Below are 12,014 nucleotides of genomic sequence, written 5' to 3'. Positions count from 1 at the left end.
GGCTCTCAGTTGGTACCCCCGGCCGGATTCGAACCGGCGACCTAGAGATTAGAAGGCTCTTGCTCTATCCAGCTGAGCTACGGAGGCGTAACCGAAAATTAGTTTAGCTCATTGGCAAGCCAGATCTCCAACTGAAAACGCTAGTCTTGTAGGAGGTTAAGTTCATGAGCGGTTGAGTAGGAGAATATTTGTATGCAGCACTGGAGAATTGATGGTCTGAAAAGTATCTCCTGCTTTACGGTTCTCAGTTTTGCTTTGGCCTGGCTAATGGCTCTCCCGTTGTGGCAAGGAGGGGGCTTACATCACCCGCAATTTACCTGGATAGCCATGGCAATGATGGTAACGCCGACTATCGCAGCAGTGACCGTGAGTTTGCTTCAGCGTCGAGGCAAGCAGTTCATCAAAGAATCAGGTCTCGCTCCGATCCGTAAGCCCAAGCGATTTCTACTAGCTGTCCTTCTTGCGTATTTCGTTCCCATTCTGCTCATCGTTCAAGCACCGTTTGTCGGTACGTGGCTCGGAGTCTTTCCTGGTGACTTTGATCAGTTCATGATTCTTAACTTTGTGTCGGGAACTGACGGGCCTGCTAGATATTTGCTTGGACAAGCCGGACTCATTCTGGTCGCCGGATTGCTGAATCTGATCCCGGCGCTAGGTGAAGAAATTGGTTGGCGTGGATGGCTCTGGCCAAAATTGCAGCCGTTGGGTCAGGCGCCAGCACTGCTGATTTCGGGTGTGATTTGGGGACTATGGCACTCGCCGCTGATCTTGTTGGGATATAACTACCCCTTTGCCAAGGATGGTTGGGGAGTAGTAATGATGTGTGGAATGTGCATCGTTGTCGGGGCATTCTTTGCGTGGTTGAGGACCATGAGCAACTCCGTTTGGCCTGCAGCCTTGGCTCATGGGATATTCAACGCCAGCGTAGGGTTGGTATCCCTATTTATGATCATGGGATCCATGCTCGACACAACGAAGGCCTCTATTCTCGGTTGGTCCGGTTGGATTCTGCCAGTTGTAGTCATCGTGCTGATGGTATTAGCTGGGGCTTTCAGTGTCACAAAGAGTTATCCACAAAGGGAATCGACGGAGCTTCGCAACTAGGCTTCGAGGCTCAGCATGGATTGAAACCCGGTAACCGTACCGGTCAGATCCAAAGGAGAACAACGTCATGAGTGATCTTGTGACTATCCGTGCCGTTATTGGCACCGAGCCTAAGCTGAGCATCACGCCGCAGGGGCTGGCAGTGCTGAAGTTTCGCGCAGTCACCCACGAGCGCAAGCGAGATGCGGAAACTGGGCAGTGGGTCGATGCGGGAACCAACTGGTACTCGATAAGCGCCTTCAGGTCTTTGGCCGAAAATGGAATGGAATCTTTTGAACAAGGCGATCACATAGTGGTGACCGGCAAGCTTCAGGTTAGGCAGTTTGAACGAAACGACGGATCGCGCGGAACCAGCGTAGATATCGAAGCATTCTCATTTGGGCACGATCTCAAGTATGGAACTTCGAACTATACGAAGGTGCGCAATGGTGGCGGAGAATTTGAACGATCAACTCATGGCTCCCAGTCCGATGGGACCGAACAAGTAGACGATAAGAACTCCAATGCATCATGGCCTGAAAGGGACACAGAAGCCGCCTAAAAGTTCCCCATTCGGTGGTGCCGCGGACAAACGTGTGAAACCGGGCACCACTGAGGCGAATTAGTGGTGTGTGGATTCGGATTTGCGGCTACTGAGCGACTAGCCTTAACCTCATGGCGGAATTCATTTATACGATGACCAAGGCTCGCAAAGCCGTTGGTGACAAAGTCATCCTTGATGATGTCAGCATGTCGTTTTTCCCGGGCGCCAAAATTGGCGTGGTGGGCCCTAACGGTGCTGGTAAATCAACGATCCTGAAGATTATGGCGGGCATCGATACCCCGTCCAATGGTGAGGCGCGTTTATCACCCGGTTATTCTGTTGGCATCTTGCTGCAGGAACCACCCTTGAACGAAGAAAAGACCGTCCTGGGCAACGTCCAAGAAGGCGTTGGCGAGATCTACCAGAAGATTACTCGCTTCAACGAGATCTCCGAGGAGATGGCTCAAGAAGGTGCAGATTTCGACACCTTGCTAGACGAGATGGGCAAGCTGCAGGAGGCTATCGATGCCGCTGACGCTTGGGACATCGACAACCAGCTAGAGCAGGCTATGGATGCCTTGCGTTGCCCGCCGGGCGACGAGATGGTCACCCACCTCTCCGGTGGTGAGCGTCGACGCGTAGCACTATGTAAGTTGCTGCTGCAGAAGCCGGACCTGTTGCTCCTCGATGAGCCTACTAACCACTTGGATGCTGAGTCTGTACTGTGGCTAGAGCAGCACCTGTCGGCGTACCCAGGCGCAGTACTGGCCGTGACTCACGACCGTTACTTCCTGGACCACGTCGCTGAATGGATCTGTGAGGTTGACCGTGGTCGCCTGCACCCATACGAAGGCAACTACTCCACTTACTTGGAGAAGAAGCGCGAGCGTATGGAATTCCAGGGCAAAAAGGATCAGAAGCTTGCAAAGCGTCTGACCGAAGAGCTCGAATGGGTCCGCTCCAACGCTAAGGGACGTCAGACCAAGTCGAAGGCTCGTCTGGCTCGCTACGAAGAAATGGCTGCGGAAGCAGAGCGCACTCGAAAGCTTGACTTCGAAGAGATCCAGATTCCACCAGGCCCGCGTCTGGGTCAGGTCGTTATTGAAGCAGAGAATCTGAAGAAGGGCTTCGGAGAGCGTGTGCTTATCGACGGACTTTCTTTCTCGCTTCCACGTAACGGTATTGTCGGCGTGATTGGTCCTAACGGTGTTGGTAAGTCGACGCTGTTCAAGACCATCGTGGGCATGGAAGAAATTGACGGTGGATCGCTGAAGATTGGCGAGACCGTGAAGATCTCCTATGTCGATCAGAACCGCGAAAATATTGATCCGGAAAAGTCCCTTTGGGAAGTTGTCTCTGAAGGCAACGACTACATCCAGGTCGGTCAGGTTGAAATGCCTTCGCGTGCCTACGTCTCGGCTTTCGGTTTCAAGGGTCCTGACCAGCAGAAGAAGGCAGGTGTGCTCTCCGGTGGTGAGCGTAACCGTCTGAACCTGGCGCTGACCTTGAAACAGGGTGGCAACCTGTTGCTGCTCGATGAGCCTACTAACGACTTGGACGTTGAGACTCTTTCGTCCTTGGAAAACGCACTGCTCGACTTCCCGGGTTGCGCAGTCGTCGTCTCGCACGACCGCTGGTTCCTGGACCGAGTGGCCACTCACATTTTGGCTTACGAGGGCACCGAGGAAAATCCTTCGAGCTGGTACTGGTTCGAAGGTAACTTCCAGTCTTACGAAGACAATAAGGTTGAGCGTTTGGGAGCCGATGCAGCTAAGCCGCACCGTGTGACCCACCGTCGCCTGACTCGCGACTAAGAATAAAGCGAAGCGCCGGGGCCACCACGAATATTTCGTGGTGGCCTCGGCGCTTTTTGCTGTGTAAAAGTCAGCGTAATCTAACTACTATCCTTGAGCTGTGTCGGGAAGAAACGCTGGTAGCTTCAGATATTTACGGTTCTGATGCACCAAATGTTGTGCGGGTTCGCCTGTGATGACTTCGAGAATTTCAGCCGCTATAAGACGTGACCCGCCGACGCTAATTGAGGAATGGATTTGTGCGCGCAAAGCCGCTGGCGCCCTATCAAAATACGGTTCCCCGGTGGGCAGAAAGGTCCACCCCTGATCTGTGGTGAATCGTGGAGCACCAGGCCGGGCGAAATTATCTGCCAGTTCTTCATGATCTTCGCCGAGCATATGAATCAGGAAAGTGCTTGCAGCTAGTACCGCTCCAGCCGCCCCGGATTCCTTAGTCAGCGAAAACGAAACAGCCACCGGATCGATCGATAACGAAGCGAGACTTGAGATCGTCAGTCCGTAAGGAATGCCATCAACCGTGGCGGTAATAAGCGCTACTCCTGCGGGGTGAGCGCGAAATGCATCGCGGAAATCCGCGGACAAGCTCTGCATGCGTGAATCGTCCTTTGTTTTGGAATCACTGAGATTTAATCTCCGCACCGAAATCCCTGGGGTCGGGCGTCAACTATCTTCAGCCTAGAACCTCAAGTAAGCTTGAGGTCAATTTGTTGATCGGTGATGCTTCGCACAGGGAGGAAATTTGAGCGACAATAAAAATCCTGGACAAGAGCAGCTGGGAATCGGACAAGTCAGTGAACGCACAGGGGTAGCGAAGTCAGCTCTTCATTATTACGAAGACATTGGATTGATCCATTCAACACGTAGTGCAGGTAACCAGCGACGCTATCCACGGCATATGCTGCGGCGGATCTCGCTAATCTCCGTCGGCAGTAAACTCGGAATACCACTGGCGGACATCCGCCATGCGCTCGAACCGGTACCCATGGATACCATTCCCTCTGAAGGTGATTGGAAACGCGCGTCTACCGAATGGAAACGCGTATTAGAGCATCGTCGTCGAGCCATCGAAGAACTCGAAGACCGGCTGATGGGATGCATCGGATGCGGTTGCCTTTCGATGGAGGCATGTTCACTGCTGAATCCGGAGGATACCCTTGCAAGCCAAGGCTCGGGCGCCCGACGTCTAGAATCTGGAGACGGTGTTAGCTAGGCGTCAAGTACGGGGATCCGCTTACCAGTGCTGGAACTTTTTGCGGAAAAGCAGAACAAGCGACAATCTCCGCCAAAATAATTGGCGCAAATGGTCGCTTGATTTGCTTAGCTGATCTCACTCAGGGTTCGAGTCCAGTCTGAGACTTACTCTAGGTCCTCTTCAAACTCTGGAAGCCGGACCATTCCTTCTTGGGCTACGGTAGCTACCAGCTCACCAGCCGCATTGAAGATTTGCCCTGTTCCCAGTCCTCGTGCAGAAGATGCGCTAGGGGAGCGCAGTACATAGAGCAGCCATTCGTCGGCGCGGAATTCTCGGTGCCACCACATTGCATGGTCTAAACTCGCGATACTCAAGCCTCGATGAATCCAGCTAATGCCGTGGCGGCGAATGACCGGCTCGAGCAGCATATAGTCACTTGCGTAGGCCAACGCGGCTCGGTGGAGAACCGGATCATCTGGCATGGGAGCGGTGGTCCGCATCCAGACTGCAGCCATTGCTTCGTTTTTCTCGTAGCCCGGAAGGTACACCGGTTCGGTGATGTGGCGCATGTCAAAAGGACGTTCGTAGGCCCATTCGTGGGCTACTGGATGGTCGAAGTGACCGATGATGTCAGCCGTTTTGAGCAGAGTTTCTGGAGCCGGGACGTCAAATGGCACCGCGTCCGAGTGGTCGAGCCCTTTGGCCGGTTCTTGGAAGGACGCGATCATCGAAAGTATCGGCACGCCATTTTGATAGGCGTGGACTCTGCGAGCAGAGAATGATCGACCGTCACGCAACCGTTGAACCCCAAAGGTGATATTTTGTGTGGGGTCGCCCGGGCGAAGGAAATAGCCATGCATCGAGTGGATCGCACGCCCCTCAGGGACCGTGCGTGAACCAGCAATGACAGACTGGGCCAATACTTGACCGCCAAAAACCCTAGTTCGGGATTGGCGAGGAGTCTTGCCGATAAAAATATCTTCATCGGTGCGAGCCTGCTCGGCTCCGTCCAGATCCAGTAAATCCAGCAGGATTTGTGTAGTGCCCAGTTCCTCGGTCACGATATTGAACTCCTTGACGTGCTGACGATGACTTTGAAAACTCTATCGTGACAAGATTGAATATTCACGTGACGGCACCGTGCGGGAACTGCCGCATGTGACGAAAACCGATGAATGCGCCGGAAAGTTAGTTCCAAATCATGAGAACATTGGGCTATGGCCAGTGATTCACTTGTTTTTGAAGACTCCAATTCAGTCAGCGATTTAGCTAACTTACTTAGCCGCGCTAAAGCTATCGAAGACGATGGGGCATTGCTCACCGTCCGTGGAACTGCGCTAGCAGTTTATGTTCCGGTGCTGATTCCTGCACAGCTTGGACAAGGCGACTACACCATTCTAGGAATGCGAGTACATCGCCTGGCAAACGAAGCCCACAGCAATGCCTGCTACTCCATCGCGGCTATTCAGGATCGTCTGGCACGAATGGGGCAGACAAGCACCGAGTTTGTGTTCCCTCCGGTGGAAGAAAATCCAGTATGGGCCGGTATTACCGTGCCGATGTCCGGATGGGTGGAAGCCGGAACTGTTGCAGACACTGAGCTGGCCGCGGCAGCGCAGTCGGGTATCGATGCGGTAGCTAAGGCATTGCCGGAAAATCCGGGCAAACCCGTTGTTGCTCAAATACGTCAGCGCATCTGGTCTGCCGAGATGGAAGGCGCGAAAGTCAGCCTCCCGCTGGGCGCCGCCTTCGCTATGCACGCACTAGGTTTCTTGTCGTCAGATGGACAAAGTAGGATCCTTCGTCAGGGTAACTGGATCCGTGTCAGCAATGGGCTGGGTCATGTTCTCTTGCGCCGTTCGGCGTCACTGCTCTGATCACAAAAAGCTCCGCCCCGGCTAGGCCGGTGCGGAGCTTTTCGCTGGTGGGGTTTAGCTTGACGCGTTGAGCAGAGAATGCGCAGCGCGGTCGAAGTATTCCCGTAACGTTTCGGCGTGAAGCATCGGCAGTTCTAACTGGTCGATGGCCTTGTTCATATGTGCCAACCAGACATCGCGGTTATGTGGGTTAACGACATACGGCATATGGCGCATGCGTAGGCGCGGATGTCCTCGATGCTCCGAATAAGACGTTGGGCCACCCCAATATTGTTCTAGAAACAGTTGCAGGCGGATCTGTGCGGGGAACAGATCCTTTTCTGGGTACATGGCTTTAAATTCTTCGTCGTCGGCGACGGACGCATAAAAATTCTCGCTCAATCGCGCGAAGACCTCGCGGCCACCCACTTCTTCATAGAAAGTCCCCGCATAGTCGGATACATCTATCGGTTCCTGAGCCAGCTTCAGGAACTCATCGGAAGAAGGGCCGGTGACTACTGGGTTGCTCATCGGATCGCGCTTCACGGTGTGAGGCAGCGGGTTTATTTCACTCATTTAATACATTCCTAAATTACGCGGTGACCGGTTCGTGGAGAACCGGAAAATTCACGGACCTGGCGATGAAGCAGACCCGATTGGCTTGTTGATGTAGCGAATCTGCGAGCTCTCGTTGAGAATCGTCGGCTAAAGAAACTTGCGGACGGAGAACCACCTGGGTGAACTCTCCGCTATTGTCGCGGTTTAATCTCAAGGTGCCTGAAGCCTGATCTTGATAGCCGGTGATCACTACGCCGTGGGTCACCGCTACGTGGAGATATGAGAGCATGTGGCATTGGCTCAAGGCAGCGAGCAAAAGTTGCTCGGGGTTCCATCGATCTTTATCGCCGTGGAAGGTCGGATCTGCAGTGCCGGCGATGTCAGGCAACCCATCGGCCCGGATGATGTGGTCCCGGCCATAACCACGGTAGGTGTCGGTTCCAGCCCCGCGATTTCCGGTCCACTCGATGTCGATCTGATAGTTGTGCAGCGAGAGGTCCATGCTGCTATTCTTCCACCCTTTAAGGAGCTTATGGTGTGCGTTGGAGCACGAATCCTAGGTCCCTTAGCAATGAAGGACCGTACCGATATCGAACTACAACGCACACCAGGGGTGCAAACTGAATATTAGGCTTTAGTATCCGTGGACTGGGCAGCCAAAGCCCTCACCACGTCTGCGCGAGATTCAATCAATAGGCGGCGCATCGCAGGATGCTTCTCGCCCAGACCCGACAAAAACTCATCAGTGAGATCAATAGTCTTCTGAGACACTGCCGAACTTGGGTAGAAGCCCAAAACGATCTGCTTCGCCATTTCATGCGAGTAGCTCTCCCATGCCTTGACCAGAAGGTCAAAGTAAGGTTCGGTGAAACCATCAAGCAATGACTGGTCATGAGAAATATTGAAGCCCGAAATGACTGCGCCTTGCTGTACGTTGGACAGCGTTGCTGACGCGGCGGCCGTAAAGGCTTCATTTTTCGCTTCGGCGGATGGGCGCGCAGCCCGGGCCGTGTGCCAGCTGGCTTTACCCTTGGCCGTGTCATCCTTGGCAAGCATCTCATCGAGCTCGGTGGTATTCATTCGTGCCCCGGCGGTCAGCGCGATCGCCAATGACCAGCGCAGGTCGGTGTCTAGAGCCAGACCATCTAGGACCACGGAACCGTCGAGCAACCCTGAAACCTGATCAAACTGCTCAGTGGTCCGCGAGCGGTGAGCAAATGCTTTAGCGAACTGCAGCTGAGCATCGGATCCTGCCTCTGCTTGCTGTGCCAAGTCCCAAAGGCGATCGGCTGCCTGTACCGAAAGTTCACTGCTGTGCTTGGGGGTTACATAGTAGTCCAAGGCGGTATTGAGCTGACGCAAGAGAACCATGATGACCGAGGAATCAACTTCGTGACCAATGTTATTTAGCAACAGCTGGACATAGTCACTGGCTGGGCTTTCGGCATCGCGAACCGCATCCCAGGCCGCACTCCATACCAAGGTGCGCGGTAGTGATTCGACGAAGTCTTTCAAGTGTTCGGTGGCGGTAGCCAATGACTGCTCATCGAGACGGATTTTGGTGTAGGTCAGGTCATCATCGTTGAGCAGGACCAAGTCTGGACGCTGCATGCCGATGAGTACTGGAACCTCGGTGCTGGCACCCTCGACGTCTAGCTCCTCGCGGTGTACTCGCACAAGCTTGTCTTGTTCATCGAGGCTGTAGAAGCCCACTGCTAGACGGTGCTTGCGCAATGTAGGGAATTCTTCGATCGCACTCTGGTTGATCGTGAATCCGGTGATATTCCCGGCGTCATCGCTCGCAATTTCAGCTTTGAGTGTGTTGACACCCGCGGTTTCCAACCATGAGGCGCCCCAGTCGCTCAGGTCCCGGCCGCTAGCTGCTTCCAGCTCGGTGAGTAGGTCGGGTAGTTCGGTATTGGACCACGCGTGCTTCTTGAAGTATTCGCGGACACCCGCCATGAACTCTTCCTGACCGACAAAGGCAACCAGTTGGCGGAGCACAGATGCTCCCTTGGCGTAGGTAATCCCGTCGAAATTCACCTCAACATCTTCGAGATCGTTGATCTCGGCAACAATTGGGTGTGTGCTTGGAAGCTGGTCTTGGCGGTAAGCCCAGTTCTTTTCCAAGGTATTAAATGTGGTCCATGAGCTGGTGAATTCGGTGTTCTGCGCCGCGGCCAAAGTCGACATGAACTCGGCAAATGATTCGTTGAGCCATAGGTCGTTCCACCACTTCATGGTGACTAGGTCGCCGAACCACATATGCGCCAGCTCGTGCAGGATCGTGATTGCGCGGCGTTCGACCATTGCATGGGTTGGACGGGAGCGGAACACGTACTCTTCGAGGAAGGTAACGGCCCCGGCGTTTTCCATGGCTCCGGCATTGAACTCTGGAACGAAAAGCTGATCATACTTTTCAAAAGGGTAGGGGGTTCCGAAGTTCTTTTCATAGAATTCGAAGCCTTGGCGGGTGACCGTGACGATGTTCTCCACGTCCAAGTACTGCATCATGGAAGCGCGCGCGAAGACACCCAATTCGACGGTTCGGCCGCTGGAGGAAACCAATGAATCGCGAACTACCTGGTACGGGCCAGCGATCAATGCAGTGATGTAGCAGGAGATGCGCTGGGTGGGTGCGAAGTTCCAGGTGGCCGCTTCGCCTTGCTCGACAGGTGCTGGTGTTGGCGCGTTCGAAACCACATTCCAGTATTTCGGTGCGGTGACTGAGAACTGGAAGGTGGCTTTGAGATCTGGCTGCTCGAAGACGGCAAACATGCGGCGGCAATCGGCGACCTCAAACTGCGAGTACAGGTAGACTCCCTGATCCACTGGATCCACGAAGCGGTGCAGGCCTTCGCCGGTATTCATGTATAGCGCATCGGCATCGATGATCAGAACGTTCTCGGCTGCCAGCGCAGGCAACTGGATGCGGATGCCGTCGGAGTGCTGCGCCGGATCAAGTTCGACACCGTTGAGGTTGATGGACCGGACAGAGTCGGTCACGGCATCGATGAAGGTTGATGCGCCTTCGGCGGCAGTGAAGCGCACCGTGGTGTGGGAAGTGAACACACGCTCGCCACGTGTTAGGTCCAGGCTCACCTCGTAGCCTTCGACGTTGATCAAGTTCGCGCGGTCGGCTGCCTCAGTGCGCGTGAGGTTCATTCCTGGCATAGTGCTCTCCGTTATAAGGTGCTAAAAGATTATCGCCACAGTTTCTGAAACGATTATTGAATAACTTCTCCCATTGTGTCATCGACACTGGGGGAGCATGCAAGCCCTAAGCCACAAAATCTTTACCTCTTGCCCAAACCTTATCCTTTAGGCAGGCGCGTCACGGACACTGGCAATGGTTATACAGTTCGATTCTGAAGGTAGTTGGTCGCTAAGCTAAGAGGAGTATCAACCGGTCTTTCCTCCTAATGAATGAGGCAATAAAGCATGCGCGTACACATCGCCACCGATCACGCAGGTCTGGAACTCAGTGACTACTTGGTAAAGCACCTCACCGCCAAGGGATACGAAATGGTCAACCATGGCCCTAAATCGTATGACCCGCAAGATGATTACCCCGCATTCTGTATCAATGCTGCCAAAGCAGTAATCGATGATCAGCGCGCCGGCGTAGATGCTTTAGGGATTGTTCTTGGAGGATCCGGTAATGGTGAGCAGATCGCAGCAAATAAGGTCGAAGGAATTCGTGCCGCCTTGGCATGGAACTTGGACACCGCCAAGCTGGCTCGTGAGCATAACAACGCAAATGTTATTGCCGTTGGTGGACGTCAGCATTCGGTCGAAGAGGCAGCGCAGCTGATTGAGGCATTCCTCGCGGAACCATTTAGCGACGCCGAACGTCACGTACGTCGAATCGGCAAAATCGCGTCGTACGAAACTACCGGCGAGGTCATCGACTAGCTGTGCCCGAAGGACATTCCCTTCACCGACTGGCTCGCCAATTTGATGATGTTTTTGGCGGGCAGACGGTTCAGATTACTTCGCCTCAAGGCCGCTTTGCCGCAGATGCTGAACGCATCAGTGGCAACGAGCTGGAACATGCCTTCGCCAAGGGCAAGCAGCTATTCTGCCGTTTTTCCAATGATCTATACCTGCGGGTGCATCTAGGACTTTATGGCGCCTTCGAATTTGGCGGCGACGAAAAGTTCATTGGCGCATCCTCAATCGGCGCGCCTCGACGCATAGGTGAACGCGAAGGCAATATGCAGGAACCTGGCGCATATTCCGGTCCACCGGAACCCGTCGGTGCCGTACGAGCCCGTATTGTTTCCGAGCATGGATGGGCTGACCTGCGCGGGCCGACAGCGTGTGAAGTCTTGGACTATGAGCAAGTGCAAGTAAAGCTCAATAAGTTAGGTCCGGATCCCTTAGCCGGTGCTGCTGCGCGATTCCAGGCTGCTAAGGGACAGGTGCGTGCTGGTGAAGATCTTGTGCTCCTAGAGCGTGGACTCAAAGAGTTCCGGGCGAATCTTGCGCGCACCAGCACCGCGATCGGCGTGGTGTTAATGAACCAAGACTTTATTAGCGGAGTCGGGAATATCTATCGAGCCGAAGCGCTTTTCAGGAATCGTATTTCCCCGGATCTTCCTGCCAATCAGCTTTCTGGACGTAGTGCGAATAAATTGTGGTGGGACATCGTGGCCATCATGGAAGATGGCGTCCGTGACGGAAAGATCATCACTACTCGTGACGAAGACCGGGATCCGCTGGGGGTCGTGTGGCCTGATAACGCTTACTACGTGTACCAGAGACAGGGGATGGGATGCCGCCGCTGCACCGGGACGGTGTCCCTGGCGGAAGTCGCTGGACGGAAACTGTACTGGTGCCCCCGGTGCCAGAAGTTGCCGCGCAAAAAGGCATTGCAAGACGGCGCGTAGGGAGTTTGGGCCCAAGATCACTTTCCCGGTGTTCGCGAAACCGCGTGTTTTGTAACGGCAGCAGGACAAAGTGAT

Annotated in this window: 12 protein-coding genes and 1 tRNA gene; 7 read left to right on the top strand and 6 right to left on the bottom strand. The window is 54.2% G+C overall.

The window, feature by feature from the left end; genetic code table 11:
- Window positions 1–10 precede the first annotated feature (10 nt).
- Window positions 11–87: transfer RNA gene (locus tag VJ369_RS14465), tRNA-Arg, on the bottom strand.
- A gap of 240 nt (window positions 88–327) precedes the next feature.
- Here VJ369_RS14465 and VJ369_RS14460 point away from each other — a divergent pair.
- The 3 genes from VJ369_RS14460 to ettA all read left to right on the top strand — a co-directional run bounded on the left by VJ369_RS14460 (window position 328) and on the right by ettA (window position 3,441).
- On the top strand, window positions 328–1,104 hold the full coding sequence (locus tag VJ369_RS14460; protein ID WP_324092765.1) for a CPBP family intramembrane glutamic endopeptidase: 777 nt from the start codon (window positions 328–330) through the stop codon (window positions 1,102–1,104).
- Between the two features lie 67 nt (window positions 1,105–1,171).
- Window positions 1,172–1,645: a single-stranded DNA-binding protein gene (locus tag VJ369_RS14455; RefSeq protein WP_324092764.1), complete on the top strand. Its 474-nt coding sequence runs from the start codon at window positions 1,172–1,174 to the stop codon at window positions 1,643–1,645.
- Between the two features lie 113 nt (window positions 1,646–1,758).
- Window positions 1,759–3,441 (top strand): energy-dependent translational throttle protein EttA, encoded by a 1,683-nt coding sequence (ettA, locus tag VJ369_RS14450; protein WP_096254611.1) that lies wholly within the window; start codon window positions 1,759–1,761, stop codon window positions 3,439–3,441.
- 87 nt (window positions 3,442–3,528) lie between these two features.
- On the opposite strand, the gene VJ369_RS14445 is transcribed toward ettA, so the two are convergent.
- Complete coding sequence (locus VJ369_RS14445; RefSeq protein ID WP_324092763.1) at window positions 3,529–4,032, bottom strand: flavin reductase family protein; 504 nt, start codon at window positions 4,030–4,032, stop codon at window positions 3,529–3,531.
- A gap of 148 nt (window positions 4,033–4,180) precedes the next feature.
- Here VJ369_RS14445 and soxR point away from each other — a divergent pair, with 148 nt between their 5' ends.
- A complete protein-coding gene (gene soxR, locus VJ369_RS14440; RefSeq protein WP_324092762.1) occupies window positions 4,181–4,651 on the top strand; it encodes a redox-sensitive transcriptional activator SoxR in 471 nt (156 codons plus the stop codon).
- Between the two features lie 146 nt (window positions 4,652–4,797).
- Here soxR and VJ369_RS14435 read toward each other — a convergent pair whose 3' ends face one another.
- Window positions 4,798–5,694 carry an acyl-CoA thioesterase gene (locus VJ369_RS14435; protein WP_105673819.1) on the bottom strand — a complete coding sequence of 299 codons (897 nt, stop codon included), beginning with the start codon at window positions 5,692–5,694 and terminating at the stop codon, window positions 4,798–4,800.
- A 156-nt stretch (window positions 5,695–5,850) separates the two neighbouring features.
- Here VJ369_RS14435 and VJ369_RS14430 point away from each other — a divergent pair, with 156 nt between their 5' ends.
- Window positions 5,851–6,510: a hypothetical protein gene (locus VJ369_RS14430; RefSeq protein WP_324092761.1), complete on the top strand. Its 660-nt coding sequence runs from the start codon at window positions 5,851–5,853 to the stop codon at window positions 6,508–6,510.
- A gap of 54 nt (window positions 6,511–6,564) precedes the next feature.
- On the opposite strand, the gene VJ369_RS14425 is transcribed toward VJ369_RS14430, so the two are convergent.
- The 3 genes from VJ369_RS14425 to pepN all read right to left on the bottom strand — a co-directional run bounded on the left by VJ369_RS14425 (window position 6,565) and on the right by pepN (window position 10,221).
- The gene (locus tag VJ369_RS14425) at window positions 6,565–7,065 is read right to left on the bottom strand and encodes a globin (RefSeq protein ID WP_324092760.1); all 501 of its coding nucleotides are present in this window, start codon (window positions 7,063–7,065) and stop codon (window positions 6,565–6,567) included.
- 16 nt (window positions 7,066–7,081) lie between these two features.
- Window positions 7,082–7,549, bottom strand: coding sequence for an OsmC family protein (locus VJ369_RS14420; RefSeq protein WP_324092759.1), 468 nt, complete (start codon window positions 7,547–7,549; stop codon window positions 7,082–7,084).
- A 125-nt stretch (window positions 7,550–7,674) separates the two neighbouring features.
- A complete protein-coding gene (gene pepN / locus VJ369_RS14415) occupies window positions 7,675–10,221 on the bottom strand; it encodes an aminopeptidase N (protein ID WP_324092758.1) in 2,547 nt (848 codons plus the stop codon).
- A gap of 267 nt (window positions 10,222–10,488) precedes the next feature.
- On the opposite strand from pepN, the gene VJ369_RS14410 reads away from it, so the two are divergent.
- Both VJ369_RS14410 and VJ369_RS14405 read left to right on the top strand, forming a co-directional pair.
- Window positions 10,489–10,962: a ribose-5-phosphate isomerase gene (locus tag VJ369_RS14410; protein ID WP_324092757.1), complete on the top strand. Its 474-nt coding sequence runs from the start codon at window positions 10,489–10,491 to the stop codon at window positions 10,960–10,962.
- 2 nt (window positions 10,963–10,964) lie between these two features.
- Window positions 10,965–11,939: an Fpg/Nei family DNA glycosylase gene (locus VJ369_RS14405; RefSeq protein WP_324092756.1), complete on the top strand. Its 975-nt coding sequence runs from the start codon at window positions 10,965–10,967 to the stop codon at window positions 11,937–11,939.
- Window positions 11,940–12,014 lie beyond the last annotated feature (75 nt).

It is taken from the genome of Glutamicibacter sp. (genome assembly GCF_035257265.1).
In the GTDB taxonomy this organism is placed as follows: domain Bacteria; phylum Actinomycetota; class Actinomycetes; order Actinomycetales; family Micrococcaceae; genus Glutamicibacter.
The sequence above is the reverse complement of the archived record's forward strand: the minus strand, read 5'-3'. Positions and strand labels throughout refer to the sequence as shown.

Coding starts and splice junctions, on each gene's coding strand:
- VJ369_RS14420 (WP_324092759.1), bottom strand. CDS start 7,549: ATGGACCTCTCGCTGCACAACTATCAGATCGACATCGAGTGGACCGGA.
- VJ369_RS14425 (WP_324092760.1), bottom strand. CDS start 7,065: ATGAGTGAAATAAACCCGCTGCCTCACACCGTGAAGCGCGATCCGATG.
- VJ369_RS14410 (WP_324092757.1), top strand. CDS start 10,489: ATGCGCGTACACATCGCCACCGATCACGCAGGTCTGGAACTCAGTGAC.
- VJ369_RS14460 (WP_324092765.1), top strand. CDS start 328: ATGGCAATGATGGTAACGCCGACTATCGCAGCAGTGACCGTGAGTTTG.
- pepN (WP_324092758.1), bottom strand. CDS start 10,221: ATGCCAGGAATGAACCTCACGCGCACTGAGGCAGCCGACCGCGCGAAC.
- VJ369_RS14455 (WP_324092764.1), top strand. CDS start 1,172: ATGAGTGATCTTGTGACTATCCGTGCCGTTATTGGCACCGAGCCTAAG.
- VJ369_RS14445 (WP_324092763.1), bottom strand. CDS start 4,032: ATGCAGAGCTTGTCCGCGGATTTCCGCGATGCATTTCGCGCTCACCCC.
- ettA (WP_096254611.1), top strand. CDS start 1,759: ATGGCGGAATTCATTTATACGATGACCAAGGCTCGCAAAGCCGTTGGT.
- VJ369_RS14430 (WP_324092761.1), top strand. CDS start 5,851: ATGGCCAGTGATTCACTTGTTTTTGAAGACTCCAATTCAGTCAGCGAT.